15 protein-coding genes are annotated in these 17,840 nt (G+C 53.5%); 14 read left to right on the forward strand and 1 reads right to left on the reverse strand.

From position 1 onward, the window contains the following. Window positions 1-116: 116 nt before the first annotated feature. Together DHf2319_RS10430 and mgtE are read left to right on the forward strand one after the other, a co-directional pair. Complete coding sequence (locus DHf2319_RS10430) at window positions 117-1,322, forward strand: M20 aminoacylase family protein (protein ID WP_243478149.1); 1,206 nt, start codon at window positions 117-119, stop codon at window positions 1,320-1,322. Window positions 1,323-1,342: 20 nt separating this feature from the next. Next, on the forward strand, window positions 1,343-2,815 hold the full coding sequence (mgtE, locus tag DHf2319_RS10435) for a magnesium transporter (RefSeq protein ID WP_243478151.1): 1,473 nt from the start codon (window positions 1,343-1,345) through the stop codon (window positions 2,813-2,815). On the opposite strand, the gene ydiK is transcribed toward mgtE, so the two are convergent. Further along, complete coding sequence (gene ydiK, locus DHf2319_RS10440; RefSeq protein ID WP_243478153.1) at window positions 2,812-3,879, reverse strand: AI-2E family transporter YdiK; 1,068 nt, start codon at window positions 3,877-3,879, stop codon at window positions 2,812-2,814. The two genes, mgtE and ydiK, sit on opposite strands and share 4 nt — an antisense overlap. A gap of 201 nt (window positions 3,880-4,080) precedes the next feature. Between ydiK and ppk2 the strand changes: the two genes are divergently transcribed. The 12 genes from ppk2 (at window position 4,081) to DHf2319_RS10500 (ending at window position 17,826) form a co-directional block, all read left to right on the forward strand. Then, the gene (gene ppk2 / locus DHf2319_RS10445; RefSeq protein ID WP_243478159.1) at window positions 4,081-5,010 is read left to right on the forward strand and encodes a polyphosphate kinase 2; all 930 of its coding nucleotides are present in this window, start codon (window positions 4,081-4,083) and stop codon (window positions 5,008-5,010) included. A 220-nt stretch (window positions 5,011-5,230) separates the two neighbouring features. Beyond that, window positions 5,231-6,913 carry an acyl-CoA synthetase gene (locus DHf2319_RS10450; RefSeq protein ID WP_243478165.1) on the forward strand — a complete coding sequence of 561 codons (1,683 nt, stop codon included), beginning with the start codon at window positions 5,231-5,233 and terminating at the stop codon, window positions 6,911-6,913. Between the two features lie 37 nt (window positions 6,914-6,950). After that, complete coding sequence (locus DHf2319_RS10455; RefSeq protein WP_243478166.1) at window positions 6,951-7,727, forward strand: enoyl-CoA hydratase; 777 nt, start codon at window positions 6,951-6,953, stop codon at window positions 7,725-7,727. 129 nt (window positions 7,728-7,856) lie between these two features. After that, window positions 7,857-9,641 carry an acyl-CoA dehydrogenase gene (locus DHf2319_RS10460; protein ID WP_369810252.1) on the forward strand — a complete coding sequence of 595 codons (1,785 nt, stop codon included), beginning with the start codon at window positions 7,857-7,859 and terminating at the stop codon, window positions 9,639-9,641. 93 nt (window positions 9,642-9,734) lie between these two features. Next, window positions 9,735-10,511: an ABC transporter ATP-binding protein gene (locus tag DHf2319_RS10465; protein WP_243478170.1), complete on the forward strand. Its 777-nt coding sequence runs from the start codon at window positions 9,735-9,737 to the stop codon at window positions 10,509-10,511. Window positions 10,512-10,573: 62 nt separating this feature from the next. Then, window positions 10,574-11,287: an ABC transporter ATP-binding protein gene (locus tag DHf2319_RS10470; RefSeq protein ID WP_243478172.1), complete on the forward strand. Its 714-nt coding sequence runs from the start codon at window positions 10,574-10,576 to the stop codon at window positions 11,285-11,287. Between the two features lie 46 nt (window positions 11,288-11,333). Beyond that, window positions 11,334-12,548 (forward strand): ABC transporter substrate-binding protein, encoded by a 1,215-nt coding sequence (locus tag DHf2319_RS10475; RefSeq protein WP_243478174.1) that lies wholly within the window; start codon window positions 11,334-11,336, stop codon window positions 12,546-12,548. Between the two features lie 23 nt (window positions 12,549-12,571). Next, entirely contained in the window at window positions 12,572-13,486 is a 915-nt protein-coding gene (locus DHf2319_RS10480) for a branched-chain amino acid ABC transporter permease (protein WP_243478180.1), read from the forward strand. Window positions 13,487-13,499: 13 nt separating this feature from the next. Continuing rightward, the gene (locus DHf2319_RS10485) at window positions 13,500-14,465 is read left to right on the forward strand and encodes a branched-chain amino acid ABC transporter permease (RefSeq protein WP_243478182.1); all 966 of its coding nucleotides are present in this window, start codon (window positions 13,500-13,502) and stop codon (window positions 14,463-14,465) included. 112 nt (window positions 14,466-14,577) lie between these two features. After that, entirely contained in the window at window positions 14,578-15,375 is a 798-nt protein-coding gene (locus tag DHf2319_RS10490; protein ID WP_243478189.1) for an HAD-IIB family hydrolase, read from the forward strand. Between the two features lie 134 nt (window positions 15,376-15,509). Further along, complete coding sequence (locus tag DHf2319_RS10495; RefSeq protein WP_243478191.1) at window positions 15,510-16,529, forward strand: ABC transporter ATP-binding protein; 1,020 nt, start codon at window positions 15,510-15,512, stop codon at window positions 16,527-16,529. 16 nt (window positions 16,530-16,545) lie between these two features. Continuing rightward, window positions 16,546-17,826 carry an ABC transporter substrate-binding protein gene (locus DHf2319_RS10500; RefSeq protein ID WP_243478193.1) on the forward strand — a complete coding sequence of 427 codons (1,281 nt, stop codon included), beginning with the start codon at window positions 16,546-16,548 and terminating at the stop codon, window positions 17,824-17,826. Window positions 17,827-17,840: the final 14 nt, after the last annotated feature.

A 17,840-nucleotide genomic window follows, 5' to 3' on the forward strand; every position in this document is an offset into this window, starting at 1 on the left:
TCCGCGCAGACTGTCTTGGAGGCAATGCAAAGTATGCGCGATTTTTAGAAGTGACTGTTTTAAGACGATGGTTTGCCGTCATAATACATAGCAGTCGACTTTAGGCGGAGCATTTCATGAAATTGCTTGAACCTTTTTTACAATGGCAAGAAGAAATCAAAACCGTTAGGCGTGATATTCACGCGCATCCAGAACTTGCCTATCAAGAACAACGGACCTCTGACTTAGTTGCCAAAATGCTAACCGAATGGGGCATCCCTGTTCATCGGGGCTTGGGCGGCACTGGCGTGGTCGGCACCATCGAAGGCAGCCGAACGCATGAAAAAGCCACCGCGATTGGCTTGAGAGCCGATATGGATGCTTTACCGATGCAAGAATTGAACACATTCGATCACGCTAGCCGGCATCCCGGTACCATGCATGGCTGCGGGCATGATGGCCACACTGCCATGCTACTGAATGCGGCTCGGTATCTTTCACAACACCGTGATTTCGCGGGGACGGTGTACCTGATTTTCCAGCCAGCCGAGGAAGGCGCTGCTGGAGCGAAACGCATGATAGAAGACGGCCTATTTGAAATGTTTCCAATGAAAGCCGTGTTTGGCATGCATAACTGGCCAGGTATGGCAGCCGGCACGTTTGGGGTGACGCCTGGCCCGATTATGGCCTCAAGCAACGAATTTGTGATTGACATAACCGGCAAAGGTGCTCATGGCGGAATGCCACATCTGGGTCACGATCCGATCATGGCTGGCGTTAGTGTGGCTCAAGCGCTGCAAACCATTGTGAGCCGCAACTGTCATCCGCTCGAAGCGGGTGTGGTTAGCGTGACCCAATTTCATGCCGGCAGTGCCATGAACGTGATTCCCACCGAGGCTCAACTATTAGGCACAGTGCGAGCCTTTAGCAATGAGACGCTTGACCTGATTGAACGCCGTCTGGGTGAAATTGTCGAACACACCTGCCGCGCCATGAGCTGCGACGGCAAGCTGACCTTCCGACGCAACTATCCGCCCACCATTAACTCCGAGGCGGAAACTGCTTTTTGTGTCGAGGTCATGAAAGAAATCGTGGGCCCAGACAATGTCAACGCTCGTGTGGTACCCACCATGGGTGCGGAGGACTTTGCATTCATGCTAGAGAAAGTTCCCGGATGCTATCTCTGGATTGGCAACGGCATGGGTGACCACCGTGACGCGGGTCACGGCTTGGGTCCTTGCATGCTGCACAATGGATCGTATGACTTTAATGACGAACTGCTACCCCTAGGCGGCACTTTTTGGGTCAAAGTCGTTGAGCGTTGGTTTGAGCGCCACGCTTGAGAAAGTTGGGACAAGGCAGCATGACTGAAGATCATCCACACGAGGTCGAAGACGCGGTCGCTAGGCGCCTCGACCCCGAAGACGCACAACTGGCTCTGGCTCGGGTGCAGGACCAGTTGCGTCGTCACGCATTGGTTGAGCACCTGGTGCACAAGCAAGAGGACGGCGACGAGCGCGCACCGCTCATTGAAGGCATGCTGCAACGTCAGCATGAAAACGAGCTGCGCGCTCTTGTCAATTCGCTGCATCCAGCCGATATCGCTTTTATTCTTGAATCGCTCCCCAAAGAAGACCGCCAGATGATCTGGCAACTCGTGCGGGCTGAGTTTGATGCCGACGTATTACTGGAAGTGGCTGACTGGGTCAGACAGTCACTCATTGAAACCATGGATCGGGCTGATCTGGTCGCCGCTACCGAGAACATGGATGCCGACGAGATCGCGGACCTGATCGCCAACCTGCCTCCCGATGTGGTGGCTGAGGTTCAGAAAGGACTGACGCCGAAGGAGCGTGCGCAACTGATCGAAGCCATGGGCTACCCCGAGGACAGCGTGGGCGGCATTATGGACTTCGAGATGGTGCGCGTACGCGACGATGTGTCCCTGGAAGTCGTGTTGCGTTACCTGCGTCGACAAGAAGCACTACCAGACCACACCGATCAAATCTTCGTGGTCGACCGAACCGACAAGCTATTAGGCACACTGTCGCTCTCGGCATTGCTGGTGAGCGACCCTGATGCCACTGTGCGTGATGTCATGAGCACAGACTATCTCACGCTTGACCCGATGGATGCTGATGCAGAGGCTGCTCAGGCATTTGAGCGCTATGACCTGGTATCGGCCCCAGTCATTGATCGACGAGGAAGACTGATAGGTCGCGTGACAATTGCTGACGTGGTCGATGTCATTCGAGAGGATTCGGATGAGCAAGCGCTGTCGCGCGCCGGGATGCAGGAAGAAGACATCTTCGCGCCTGTTGTTCGCGGTATTCGTAATCGGGCACCCTGGCTGCTGCTGAACCTTTGCACGGCTGGCACTGCAGCATTTGTCGCTTCGCGCTTTGAAGATACTGTTAGCCATATCGTGGTTCTAGCCTTTCTGATGTCAATCGTGGCGGGCATCGGTGGCAACTCAGGCAACCAGACAATGACTCTGATCATTCGGGCCTTGGCAGTAGGTAGAGTCACATCACAAAATGCCTGGCAGCTGATCAAGCGCGAATTGGTTGTGACATTGCTGGTTGGCACGATGGGCAGTGTGGCAGCGGGCGGCTTCGCTTGGTGGATCTCGGGCTCCGTGCCAGTGGCGCTGGTGATGATGGCAGCCATGATTGGCAATATGCTGGTTGGAGCCATGGTTGGCGTGATGGTTCCGATGGTGCGATCACGCCTTGGTAAGGACCCAGCCATGGGTTCATCGGTGCTTTTAACGTTTGCGACCGATTCGCTGGGATTCTTTATTTTCTTGGGCTTGGCAACAATATTTTTAATCTAGACTGGATCGAGGTGGTCTGGCTTGCTCTGGGCGAGCCACGCCATCATGAGCGTGTAAGTCACGGCCAATACCACTGGCCCCACGAAGATGCCGATCAGCCCAAAGGTCAACAAGCCACCAATCACGCCCAACAGAACCAGCAATAGCGGCAGGTCAGCGCCGCGACGGATCAGCCAGGGTCGCAAGAAATTGTCGAGCATGATGACTACGGTGCTGGCCACTGCCAAAAATATCGACCATCCCATCGACTCACCCTGCCAGAACATCCAGATAACCAACGGCACCAACACGGGCGAAGGTCCAATTTGCGCCACACACAACAGCAACATCACCGCCCCTAAAAAGCCAGCGTATGGAATGCCGACAATGGTTAATGCCAAAGTTCCAAGTAAGCTTTGCACCAGCGCAGTCACAAACACCCCTAGCGCAACACTCCGAATCGCTTGACCGGTCAGCGTCACGGCTGCGCGTCCACTAGGACCGCCAAGACGCTCACCGACACGGCGGGCTAGCTCAGCACCTGCCTCGCCTTGCGAATACATCACTGCCGCCAACGCAGTCATCAGGAAAAAAGATATTAGGACACCACCCAATCCACCGACCTGACCCAAAACCCACTGGCCCGCCTGAGCCATGTGAGGCCCAACATATTCCTGAAACAGTTCACTAGTGCCGTGTGCCGCAAGGTCGTTCCAGGTATCCGCGATCCGGCTACCTAGCACAGGCAGGGCACTGACCCAATCCGGTGCCGGCGGCAGCCCCTGGGCAATCACACCTTTGACCCAAGCCGAGACCGAGTCGCTATGCTCTATGACTGCGGTAATCGCAAGCCATAGCGGCACAATCAGTAGCAGGACGATCGCCAGTGTCATGATCAACGTCGCCAGCATCCTGCTACCACCGAGCAGCTTTTGTAGGGCGAGCAATAATGGCCAGGTTGCCACCACAATCATTGCGGCCCATACACCTGCGGCCATGAAGGGCAATAGCACCCAGCCTGAGAGAAACAACAAGCCAGCGACCACTGTGACTGCCAGCACGTATCGCATAAAGTCAATTTGCATGTCTGGGCGAACCTTGATTTGAGTTATTTACTCAAGCACACTTTTGTCTAGACATCATTAGAACATGAGCACCTAATCGTTCTGCGTTAGACGACACTCGTTGTCACAAATCAGTCACACCCGTTACATACGATACTTATGCGACGCGCCGCGCTTGCAGCCAAGTGCACTTGAACTTAAACAAAGACAGGAAATCAACCGATGGCATCGTCAGACAAGCAAAATCCCACATATAACGACCGACTTGCCGCAGACCGCATTGATAGCTTTGACGAAGAGCTAGAGATGGAGCTCGACGATGATCGGCTCGATGAGCTGTTGCTCGCGGTGCCGCCGCAAGGCGAAGAATCTGAACACGCCATGAATCGGCGCCTGTATTTCAAAGAGCTGTTTCGCCTTCAGGGCGAGCTCGTCAAGCTGCAAGACTGGGTAGCTCACAAAAAGCTAAAAGTGGTCGTGCTGTTTGAAGGCCGCGACGCTGCTGGCAAAGGTGGTGCCATCAAACGCATCACCCAGCGATTGAATCCGCGCGTCTGCCGTGTGGTTGCCCTGCCAGCCCCTAGCGAGCGAGAGAAAAGCCAGTGGTACTTTCAGCGTTATGTCAGCCACCTCCCGGCTGGCGGCGAAATGGTTCTGTTTGACCGCAGTTGGTACAACCGCGCGGGGGTAGAGACGGTGATGGGGTTTTGCACCGAGGATGAGCGCGAGGAATTTTTTCGGACTGTTCCCGAATTTGAAAAAATGCTCGTCCGATCGGGCATCATTCTGATCAAGTATTGGTTCTCAATCACTGACGAAGAGCAGCACGCCAGGTTTACGATGCGGATCAAAGACCCGCTCAAACAATGGAAACTAAGCCCCATGGATCTGGAGTCACGCAGGCGCTGGGAAGCCTACACTAAAGCAAAAGAGGATATGCTCGAGCGCACTCACATCCCCGAAGCGCCCTGGTGGATTATCGAAGGCAACGACAAAAAGCGTGCTCGCCTGAACTGCATTGCCCACCTGCTTACCCAAGTCCCGTACAGTGAAATAGACCATCCAGAAGTCATCTTGCCGGAACGCGTCCACAACCCAGACTATCATCGGCACCCGGTTCCGCGTGAAATGATCGTCCCGGACCTTTACTAGAGTTAGTACCCTACAGGCCCGAAAGTCAGCTACCTTGCTGTAGCACACACCGCACGCAAAGCCCCGATCAATAGGGCCTTTAGTCTATCGGTCACTTGCTTATAACGCGAGGTTTGAGCCCTGAAAATTTTTGCTCTTGGGTGTAAAGTGAGAGCTAGCGGTTGATTCATCGAATAGTCACACGCTAAAGAACAAGAACACCACCCTCGGAGCCAAAACCATGTCCACGGTGCGCACCATACCGACTCTGCCGGCCAATCACATGTATGCCCAAGGTCTGGACCAGACCCCAGCCAACCATGTCGCTTTATCACCGATTTCATTTATTGAGCGCGCCGCGCTGGTGTTTCCCGAGAAATTGGCCATTGTTCACGGTGAGCTTCGACAAAACTGGCTGCAGACCTTCTCCCGCTGCCGCCGTCTGGCTTCAGCGCTGCAGGCCAAAGGTATCGCAGTAGGCGATACCGTCGCCGTGATGCTACCCAATACACCCCCCATGGTTGAGGCGCACTTTGGTGTGCCGATGGCCGGTGCCGTCCTAAACAGCCTGAACACCCGACTAGATGCCGCGAGTATCGCGTTTATGCTGAATCACGGTGAGGCCAAATTAGTCATTGTTGACAGCGAATTCGCAGCGGTCATGGGTCAAGCGCTTGAGATTCTTCAGAAATCGCATGGGCGAACACCGATCGTTATCGAGGCTCAAGACGAACCATTCGTGGCGCCGACTGGCATCAGCCGAGAAACCTATGAAGACTTAATCGCCTCAGGTGACCCCGAGTTTGAGGTGGTGCTGCCTGAGGACGAATGGCAGTCGATCTGCTTGAACTACACATCAGGTACCACGGGCGACCCCAAAGGTGTGGTCTACAGCCATCGCGGTGCTGCCACCAATGCGATCTCGAATATCCTCGAATGGGATATGGCTCGTCACCCGGTTTACCTGTGGACCCTACCCATGTTCCACTGCAATGGCTGGTGCTTTCCATGGACAGTCGCCGCACGGGCCGGCGTCAACGTTTGTTTACGCAAAGTCGATGCACAAACCATTTTTGATTTGATTCGCCGTCATGGGGTTACGCACTACTGTGCCGCGCCAATCGTGCACAGCCTTTTGATTAACGCCCCGCAAGAGATGAAGGCCGATGTACCTGCAGGTGTCAAAGCAATGGTAGCCGGTGCAGCACCACCAGCAGCCATGATCGAGGGCATGGAGAGCCTGGGCTTCGAACTGACCCACGTTTACGGCTTAACCGAGGTGTACGGTCCTGCGGCCGTGTGCGTCAAACATGACGAGTGGGAAAGTTTGGATATCTCCGAGCGGGCGCGCTTGAATTCCCGCCAAGGTGTGCGTTATCACCTACAGGCAGATGTGCGGGTACTAGACCCAGAAACCATGCAACCGGTCCCATGGGATGGCGAAACAATGGGTGAAATTATGTTCCGCGGCAATATCGCGATGAAGGGGTACCTCAAAAACCCTACAGCCACAGAGGCCGCGTTTGCTGGTGGCTGGTTTCACTCTGGGGACTTGGCAGTGCAGTATCCCGACGGCTATGTCAAGATCAAAGACCGCAGCAAAGACATCATCATCTCTGGCGGGGAAAACATCTCCTCGATCGAGGTCGAAGATGTGCTGTACCGTCATCCGGCCGTGCTTGCTGCGGCTGTGGTTGCCATGCCCGATCCCAAATGGGGTGAGACACCTTGCGCTTTCATTGAACTTAAACCCAATGCAAAAGTAACCGAGCAAGATATCGTGGACTTCAGCAAACAGCACCTCGCACACTTCAAGGTGCCTCGTGCCGTTATCTTCGGCGAGGTTCCAAAAACATCGACGGGCAAGATACAAAAATTCGAGCTACGCAAACAGGCTGGATCGGTCAAAGCGATCGACAGTTAAAAGAGTCAAACAATGCCACCGGTGCTAGGAGAAGAAGATGAATGAACTGGTGTTACGCGAAGCGATCAAGCCTGGCCTTGTGCGCCTGACATTGAACCGTCCAGATGCATTTAACTCGCTGTCCGAAGCGATGCTATCCGCAATCAAGACCGAACTTGACGCCTTGGCCAAGGATGAAGCTACCAAAGTCGTGGTGATTGCTGGCGCTGGCAAAGCGTTTTGTGCAGGACATGACCTAAAAGAAATGCGTGCTGCGCCTTCACAGGATTACTACGAGGGACTGTTTAAGCGATGCAGCGAGGTGATGCTAGGCATTCAACGCCTACCACAGGTGGTGATCGCCCAAGTTGAAGGTGTGGCCACAGCCGCTGGCTGCCAGTTGGTGGCCATGTGTGACCTTGCTGTGGCCGCTGAGAGTGCCAGGTTTGCAGTATCCGGTGTGAATTTGGGGCTGTTTTGTTCTACACCTTCTGTGGCGCTGTCGCGCAATATCGGTCGCAAGCAAGCCATGTCTATGTTGATGACAGGTGAGTTCATTAGTAGCGAGCAGGCCCGCGATTGGGGCTTGATCAACGAAGTGGTTGCCAAGGATGCTGTCTCGCAAGCTACGGAAGAGCTGGCTGACAAAATTCTCAAAAAACCACTGCCTGCCCTGCGTCTAGGCAAACGATTGTTTTATGAGCAGATCGAGGGCAATATCGCTCGCGCCTATGAGCTTGCAGGCCAGACCATGGCTTGCAACATGATGGATGAAACTGCGCTGGAAGGGGTGCAAGCTTTTATTGAGAAGCGACCTCCGAACTGGCAGAAATAGCTGCGCCACCAGGTCATCGGAATAATCATGACATCTGGCTGGCGTAATTTACATGTAGATTTTTTTTGAGCTTGCGTTCGTTGCACCTAAAAACGGCAAGACTGTTGCTTGAGGAACCGGATCATGGCTGTGCAATACCAACCACCCACCGAAGATATGGCGTTTGTGATTCGTCATGTGATTGATTCACAGAAAATCAGCGAACTGCCTGGGTATGAAGAATTCTCTGAAGATGTGATCGATGCAGTGCTAGAAGAGGCTGGCAAATTCAATGCCGGCATGATCTCACCACTTAACACGGTCAGTGATGAGACAGGTGCCTCGCTTGGCGATGGCCATTCGGTCAAAACCCCAACAGGTTTCAAAGAGGCGTATCAGCAATATATCGAGGCTGGCTGGAACGGTTTGGCATGCAGCCCTGAGTATGGAGGTCAAGGACTACCAGAGTTGCTGGCAACCGCCACCAACGAAATGCTGCATAGTGCGAGCATGTCCTTTGGCCTTTGCCCCATGCTGACCGCCGGCGCGATTCACGCGATTGAGCATCACGGTAGTGACGAACAAAAGCAGACCTATTTACCCAACTTGGTGTCAGGCCAATGGGCCGGCACCATGAACCTGACCGAGCCGCAGGCGGGCTCTGATTTGGCGGCTGTGACCACGAAGGCCGTACCCAATGGTGATCATTACCTTATTTCCGGCATCAAAATCTATATCACCTACGGCGAACACGACCTCACGGAAAACATCATCCATCTGGTGCTCGCCCGACTGCCCGATGCGCCGGCTGGCGTTAAGGGAATATCGCTCTTTATCGTTCCTAAATTTCTGATCAATGACGACGGCTCACTTGGCGCTCGCAATGACGTCAAATGTATTTCACTCGAACATAAGCTTGGCATTCACGGCAGCCCTACAGCGGTCATGAGCTATGGGGAAGCCGGTGGCGCGATAGGCTACCTTGTCGGCAAACCGAACGAAGGCCTCGCTTACATGTTTACCATGATGAACCATGCGAGGCTAAATGTCGGTTTGCAAGGGGTAGCCATTGCCGAGCGCGCATTACAACAGGCATTGTGGTACGCCTATGATCGCGTGCAAGGCAAAACACTCATTCCCGGCGATCAACCTAACTCGGCCGCTCCCATAGCCTACCACCCCGATGTGCGCAGGATGCTCGCTAGCATGCAATGCCGCGTACAAGCGATGCGGGCGCTTGCCTATGAAGCAGCGGCCCACATGGATATCGCGGCAGCCAGCGAAGATGCACAAGTTGCTAGCGCGGCGCAATCACGGGTCGATGTATTGATCCCGGTGGTTAAGGGCTGGTGCACCGAGCAATCACAAGACATTGCATCACTAGGTATTCAGGTCCATGGCGGCATGGGGTACGTGGAAGAGTCTGGCGCAGCCCAGCACCTGCGTGATGCCCGCATCACCACGATTTATGAAGGGACTACCGCTATTCAAGCCAACGACTTTATAGGCCGTAAGATTCTGCGCGATGAGGGTCAAGGTATTGGTGCTTTGATCAACGAAGTCATGGATACGGGCACAACACTAGGTAATTCCGAAGACACGGCACTCGCTCGACTTGGTCAACAGTTGCAGCAAGGTGCTCAGACTCTACGAGACTGTGTTGATTGGGTTCTAAAACATGGCAAAGAAGATGCAGCAGCGGTCTACTTTGGATCAGTCCCTATGCTGCTGCTCGCCGGCGATGTGCTCGGTGGCTGGATGATGGCGCGTGCTGCGCTGGCCGCCAGTAAACCCGAGCTGATCAACGACCCGGTTGCCATCAAAAAGCGAAAAGCTGCACTTGTGTATGGCGATTTGGTGCTGACGTGTGGTCTAGGACGCGCACACCAGGTTATTTCGGCTGGCACAACAATTAAACAATCTTTAGCATTGTGATCTGTTTTGGATAGGGGAAAGCCCTCGAATCAGGGAAAGTCCTCAGACAAACCGCTATATGCGTAACCTACGAGTCAGGTATAAACGACGGCTATGGAACACTCTACTCAATATGTCATTGAGACCAGCAACCTGACCAAGGAGTTTCTTGGTTTTGTAGCGGTCAACGATGTAAATCTGAAAGTCAAGCGACACACGATCCACGCCATCATTGGTCCGAACGGTGCGGGCAAGAGTACTTGCTTTAACTTGATTACCAAGTTCTTAACACCCACGACGGGCAAAATCCTTTTTAACGGGAACGACATCACGGGTCACTCATCATCACAGATTGCCCGCGAGGGTATCGTGCGCTCGTTCCAGATCTCGGCGGTGTTTCCGCACATGACCGTGCTTGAAAATGTCCGTATAGGCCTGCAACGACGGCTAGGGACCACCTTTCATTTCTGGAAAAGCGACAAGACCCTGGACATATTGAACGATCGCGTGCTTGATGCGCTAGAGAAAGTTGGTTTGGCTGATTTTGCGCACGAGCAGGCAGTCAATCTGCCATATGGGCGCAAGCGGGCGCTTGAGATTGCCACCACAGTGGCGATGAACCCTGAAGTGATGTTGCTTGATGAGCCGACTCAGGGAATGGGCCACGAGGACGTTGAACGTGTGACTGAACTCATCCGCAAGGTTGCCGAAGGTCGAACCGTCATCATGGTGGAACACAACATGAAAGTGGTGTCCAACATCGCCGACACCATTTCGGTTCTGCAACGTGGCGAACTGATCGCAGAAGGCAATTATGAGACCGTGTCAAACAACCCGCAGGTGATGGAAGCCTATATGGGCTCGGCTGACACAGAGCTTCAAGGACACTGATGCACTGACGGCATCGTGCTCCACCTCTTGAATCCAACATACTGACCGAAACAACGATACCTATGGCTACAACACCTGTGCTTGAAATCAAGGACCTGCATTCGTGGTACGGAGAATCTCATGTCCTGCACGGCATCAATTTATCGGTCAATGCTGGTGAGGTAGTCTGCTTGCTTGGGCGAAATGGTGCGGGTCGCACATCTACTTTGCGAGCGATACTCGGGCTGACTGGGTCGAACAAAGGATCAATAAAAATCAACGACATTGAAGTCATTGGCAAACCCACCCATGAAATTGCTGGCCTAGGAATCGGTTACTGCCCTGAAGAGCGCGGCATCTTTGCAAGTCTGACCTGCGAACAGAATCTGATGCTGCCACCCATGGTTGGCTCAGGCAAAAGCGCCATGTCGATAGATGAAATCTACGACATGTTTCCCAACTTGAAGGAGCGCCGTAATAGCCCCGGCGGTCGACTTTCTGGTGGAGAACAGCAGATGCTGGCAATCGCCCGGATCCTGCGCACGGGTGCCCAGTTATTGTTGCTCGATGAGATTACCGAGGGTTTGGCACCGGTAATTGTGCAAAAACTCGGCGAAGTCGTACGCACACTCAAAGAAAAAGGCTTCACGGTGGTTTTAGTGGAACAGAACTTCCGTTTTGCGTCCAAACTGGCTGATCGCAACTACGTGATCGAGCACGGCGAGGTCGTCATGATGGTCGAAAAAGAAAAGCTCGAACAAAGTCAAAAAGAGCTTGAAACGCTTTTGGGGGTCTAAGCCCTGCACTTGCAGCACTACCAACTTCGTGTTTAGGAGACATCGCATGAAAAAAACCCTGATTTCCCAAGTCGTCGCGGGCGCCCTGTTCGCAGTCGGCACCAGTGCCTCGGCACAATTGAGTAATGACGCCGTCAATATCGGTGTGCTGACTGACCTCTCTGGTATCTACTCAGCCATTGAAGGCCCCGGTGCCGTTGTGGCCGCAGAGATGGCCGTATCCGATTTTGGTGGTTCAGTGCTTGGCAAGCCAATCAACATCACGTCTGCTGACACCCAATCAAAGGCTGACCTCTCGAGCTCCAAGGCTCGTGAAATGTTCGAGCGTGACAACGTTGACATGATTGTCGGCAACGTCTCGACAGCTTCCGCTTTGGCTGCCATGGAAGTCGCAGACCAGATGAAGCGTGTAGCATTGGTCACTGGTGCAGCCTCGCTGCCAATCACCAACGAACGTTGCAACCCCTACACCGTGCACTGGGTCTATGACACCTATGCATTGGCTCACGGCACCGGCGCTGCAGTGGTTGCAACCGGCAAGAAAACCTGGTTCTTCGTGACCGCTGATTACGCTTTCGGCCACACCTTGGAGCGTGACACATCAGAAGTGGTGAAAGCCGCGGGCGGTGAAGTGCTCGGTAGCGTCAAGCACCCCATCAAAACGACTGACTTTGCCTCATATTTGGCTCAGGCACAGTCCTCTGGCGCGCAGGTGATTGGCTTGGCCAACGCCGGTGGCGACACGATTGGCTCGATCAAACAGGCTGCTGAATTGGGCATCATGGGCTCAGACCAAACTGTTGTGCCATTGCTTATGTTTAGCGCTGACATTCAGGCTCTGGGCTTGCAAGAAACTCAAGGCATGAACTTCACAGTGGGTTGGTACTGGGACTACAACGAGTCGAACCGCAAGTTTGCTGAGCGATTCATGAAGAACTTCAAAGGCGTTGCTCCCACCTCAGTTCAGGCAGGGGTCTACTCGGCAACCTTGAACTATCTCAAAGCTATTCAGGCTGTTGGCACCGATGATTCGGACAAGGTCATGGCGTACCTGAAATCAACACCCATCGACGATGGTTTGTTCAAGGGCGTTATTCGTAAAGACGGCAAGTTTGAGCATGACATGTACCTCTTGCAGGTCAAGTCACCCAAACAGTCCAAGAACCGTAACGACATCGCGACAGTGGCCCGCGTGATCCCTGCTGCTGATGCAACCTTGCCGTTGTCGCAGTCCAAGTGCAAACTGGTTACTGGTTCTTGATAGGTCAGTTAGGGAGATAGATCATGTTTGAGTTGCTTGGCGTATCACCGCAAGCATTTACTGCCCAGATGTTGATTGGGCTCATTAACGGCTCGTTTTACGCGCTGTTGAGTCTCGGGCTGGCGGTGATCTTCGGGCTGCTCAACGTGATCAACTTCACGCATGGCGCCCTCTACATGCTGGGTGCCATGCTGACCTGGATTGGCCTGACACAGTTGGGCTATTGGATCGGGATGCCGGAACTCGAAGTGCCCTACCTCGTGGCGCTCTTTCTGGCACCGCTGATCGTTGGTGCTTTTAGTATCGTCGTTGAAAAAACGATGCTAAAGCGCCTCTACCACCTCGATCATCTGTACGGTTTGTTACTGACATTTGGTATCGCCCTGGTGCTCGAGGGCTTATTCCGGCACTGGTTCGGCGTTCTGGGCAACAGCTACCCGGTACCAGACATGTTGCGCGGCGGTCTGCGCGTTAACGGGCTATTCTTGCCATACTACCGCCTCTGGGTAGTGGGTGTCGCCCTCCTGGTGTGTTTTGCGACCTGGTACTTCATCGAGCGCACGAAGTTAGGTAGCCTGTTGCGTGCTGGAACGGAGAACCCGCGCTTGCTGCAAGCGTTGGGTGTGAACGTACCGCTTATCATCACATTGACCTATGGTGCCGGATGCGCGCTGGCTGCATTCGCTGGCGTGCTCGCAGCCCCGATCTACCAAGTCACAGCTGTTATGGGGTCTGAGCTGATTATTGTTGTATTTGCCGTTGTGGTGATTGGCGGCATGGGCTCAATCGCTGGGTCAATACTAACGGGACTGGGTCTGGGTATTGTTGAGGGCTTGACCAAAGTCTTTTATCCCGAAGCCTCATCTGTTTCGATCTTTGTGATCATGATTATTGTGCTGTTGCTCAAGCCCGCCGGGCTGTTTGGCAAAGTCCGCTAAAAAGGCCCCAACCATGAACACAACAACTGTTACGACTGCCACCTCCAATTCGATGTCGACATTCACCAAACTGTCCATCGTGATTTTTGTGTTGCTAGCGCTGCTTCCATTTCAGAACTTTGTTTATGACTTGTTCATGATGAAAGTGTTCTGTTTCGCGATATTTGCCGCCGCACTGAATCTCTTGCTCGGTTACGCAGGCTTACTATCGTTTGGGCATGCCGCGTTTTTCGGCTCTGCCTCCTACGTCACGGCCCATGCCATGAAGGAATGGGGTGTGACCCCTGAGATTGGCCTGTTCATTGGTGTCATTTGCTCAACGGCACTGGGCTATGTATTTGGCTATCTAGCCATTCGTCGTCAGGGCATTTATTTTGCAATGATTACGCTGGCTTTGGCTCAGATTATCTACTTCTTGGCGACACAAGTGCCGTTTACCAATGGCGAAGACGGCATCCAGGGCGTACCTCGTGGCGAATTCCTTGGCTTGATCGACTTGAGCCCTTCTTCACATATGTACTGGTTCTCACTCGGCGTGTTTGCGCTGGCTTTCTTGCTGGTGATGCGAGTAGTGCGCTCGCCGTTTGGCCAAGTTCTTAAGTCCATCCGCGAAAACGAGCCTCGTGCCATCTCGCTCGGGTATGACGTAGATCGCTACAAGCTAATGGCTTTCACGATTTCGGCTGGTCTGGCTGGATTGGGCGGTGGTCTGAAAGCGTTGGTGCTGCAACTGGCCTCACTGACGGACGTTGCCTGGCAGATGTCCGGTGAAGCTGTGCTTATGACCATTCTAGGGGGCATTGGCACCCTGTGGGGTCCAATCGCTGGTGCCGCAGTGATCATCAACCTGCAAAACTACCTGGCCAACTTGGGTGGCTGGAGCACAATTGCCACGGGTGCGATCTTTGTGGTCTGCGTGCTGGCATTTCGCCGCGGCATTGTGGGCGAGATCGCACATCGATTGAAGATACAGCTGTAAATCGGATACCAAGCGTTCTCAGCTAACGCGGGTAATAACAGGGGATGATCTTGATCATCCCCTGTTACTTTTTGATCATCGAGAGCAAATCAGAACTTCGAGGCACTGTATTGTGAAACCGCTCATCAAGTTACCCACAGCAATAGCAGCCAACATCGAATACGTGCTGTGCGACATCGACGACACCGTGACTACCGAAGGCCACCTCACAGCCCAAGCCTACAGCGCCATGCAAAGCCTGCACGACGCCGGCATCCACGTAATTCCCATCACAGGCCGGCCTGCTGGTTGGTGCGACCACATCGCCCGCATGTGGCCAGTTTCAGCTGTGGTCGGCGAGAACGGTGCATTTTTTATGCGCTACGACCACAGCGCACGGAAGATGGAACAACAGTTCTGGACCGATGCGGGAACTCGGGAATCAAACCGACAAAAGCTCGATTTGTTGGCTAAAACCATCCTTGCCAAAGTTCCAGGTTGCGCATTAGCTAGCGATCAGCCTTATCGCATCGCGGACTTGGCCATCGACTTCTGTGAGGATGTTGAGCCGTTACCTGAATCAGCAATTGAAGAAATTGTGTCGTTTTTCAAGGCAGCTGGAGCCACAGCCAAGGTTAGCTCCATTCATGTTAACGGTTGGTTTGGCCAATATGACAAACTCACCATGACCAAACAGTTGTTTGTCGACGTATTTGGACAAGTCATCACTGACTTGCAAGAGAAGATTCTGTTTATCGGTGATTCCCCAAACGATGCACCCATGTTCGGATTTTTTGACAATTCGGTGGGTGTGGCCAATGTTCGGGACCAGATCCATCGATTGCAACACCTGCCCAAGTTTGTCTGCCAAAACCGTGGGGGTGCTGGGTTTGCAGAAATGGCAACCTATCTGCTCACAACGAGAAAATAGCCAGCACAACAAATGCCAAGTATTGATTTAGGTGTCAGAGTTCGAGCTTCCTAACTAGGTGTTTCCCCTGATCGGTGTCACATACATGTCACACTGCCCTACTATCGTAGGGACTAAATATAAATGTGACTGACATGACAGCTGTTGAATTCAAACAAGTCAGCAAAACCTGGGGAAGTACGACTGCCTTGCAACCCACCGAGCTCGAACTTGGAGCCGGTGAGTTCTCGGTATTGCTTGGCCCCTCCGGTTGCGGCAAGACCACTACGTTGCGCCTAATTGCTGGGCTCGAAACGCCATCAACTGGCACCATCCGTATATTTGGCGACGATGTTACACATGCGCCGCCTGCTGCGCGCGGCGTTTCGATGGTGTTTCAAAACTATGCGCTATTTCCTCACCTCTCGGTTCAGGAGAACGTGGCCTTTGGCTTAAAAATCCGCAAGACTGAGAAAGGGGAGATTGAGGAACGGCTCTCACGAGTCTTAGATTTACTCGGTCTGGGTGCCTTGCGTGAACGCAAACCCTCCCAGTTATCTGGCGGGCAGCAACAGCGGGTGGCACTGGCTCGTGCCCTCGTGGCTGATGCCAGGCTTTGCCTGATGGATGAGCCGCTCTCTAATCTGGATGCGAAACTGCGCCAGTCCATGCGCGAAGAGCTCCGTGCGCTACAACAAAAGCTTGAATTGTCGTTGGTCTACGTCACACACGACCAAACCGAGGCCATGAGCATGGCTGACCGCGTGGTTTTGTTAAGAGACGGCAAGATTGAGCAAATCGCTTCGCCAACGGAAATCTACCAACAACCCGCTTCGCTATTTGTGGCGCAGTTCATCGGTAGCACCAAAATGAATGTGCTGCCAGTCAGGGACAAATGCATCGAGAGCACCGACGTTACAGTGTCGGCCCCAGAGAATGCCGTATCGCTTGGCATTCGTCCTGAAGACATTAGTTTTGAGGGGTCTGTGGATGCCACTGTCACCCATACTGAGTTCACCGGCGCTGACCTGCTTGTGCACATGCAGGTAGGCCACCACCCGATTACAGCTCGAGCCGATGGCAAGGCTGTGATCCAACCCCACACGCAAGTCAAGCTGGGCTGGCAGCCGTCAAGCCAGCATTGGTTTGATGCCCAGGGCTTGCGTATTTCATAACCCACGGAGATCTGCAATGAAAAAGCTCGTCAGCCTTGCATCAACGCTAGCGGCTAGCCTGTGCGTGAGCACAGCGGCCCTGGCGCAAACCGAAGTATCTTTTTATTTCCCCGTTGCCGTTGGTGGCCCAGTCACTAAAATCATCGATGGCTACGCCGCTGAATTCAACAAAGAAAACCCGGACCTTAAAGTCGTACCAGTCTACGCAGGCAGCTATCAGGAAACCGTGGTTAAAGCCCTGACGGCGCACAAAGCCAATAAGCCTCCAGCGGCAGCTATCTTGTTGTCGACCGACACCTTCACGCTGATTGATGAGGACGCCATTGTCCCATTTGATAATTTTGTGAAGACCGATGAAGAGCGCAAATGGATGAAAGACTTCTTCCCGGCGTTTTTGTTAAACGGTCAGATTGACAACAAAACCTGGGGCATCCCGTTTCAGCGCTCGACGGTTGTGATGTACTGGAACAAACAGGCATTCAAAGAGGCAGGCCTAGATCCAAATACGGCTCCGCAAAACTGGGAGCAACTCGTCTCCATGGGGCAAAAGCTGACCAAGCGTGATGCCAGCGGCAATGTCGAGCGTTGGGGTATTCAGGTACCCTCCAGCGGTTTCCCATATTGGCTATTCCAGGGTTTTAGCACCCAAAATGGCGCGATCCTCGCCAATTCTGAAGGTACGCAGGTGGCATTTGATGACCTTAAGGTCATTGAAGCGCTGCAGTTTTGGGTTGACCTGTCACAGAAGTACAAAATCCACCCGCCGGGTGTGGTGCAATGGGGAACGACGCCTGCTGACTTCATGCAAGGCAAGTCCGCCATCATCTGGACCACCACTGGCAACCTGACCAACATCCGCAAGAACGCACCATTTGAGTTTGGTGTGGCGATGCTCCCAGAAAACGTACGTCGTGGTTCACCCACTGGTGGGGGTAACTTCTTTATTTTCAAGAAAGCTCCTGAAGCTGAGCAGCAAGGTGCTTTTCGCTTTGCCAAGTGGCTGACACAGCCTGAGCGCGCTGCCCAGTGGAGTATCGATACCGGGTATGTCGCCGTGTCGCCAGCTGCTTATGAGACGCAGGCTCTCAAATCCTATGCAGCTGATTTCCCGCCAGCGGTGGTAGCGCGTGACCAATTACCATTCGCCGTGGCTGAATTGTCAACGCACGACAACCAGCGTGTCACCAAGGCATTAAACGATGGGCTGCAGGCCGCCCTGACCGGTGCCAAGACGCCACAGCAAGCAATGAAAGACGCTCAGGCTGAAGCCAACCGCATTTTGCGTGCTTATCGTTAACCTAGTAGCCTAAA

It is taken from the genome of Orrella daihaiensis (assembly GCF_022811525.1).
Classification (GTDB): Bacteria; Pseudomonadota; Gammaproteobacteria; order Burkholderiales; family Burkholderiaceae_B; genus Algicoccus; species Algicoccus daihaiensis.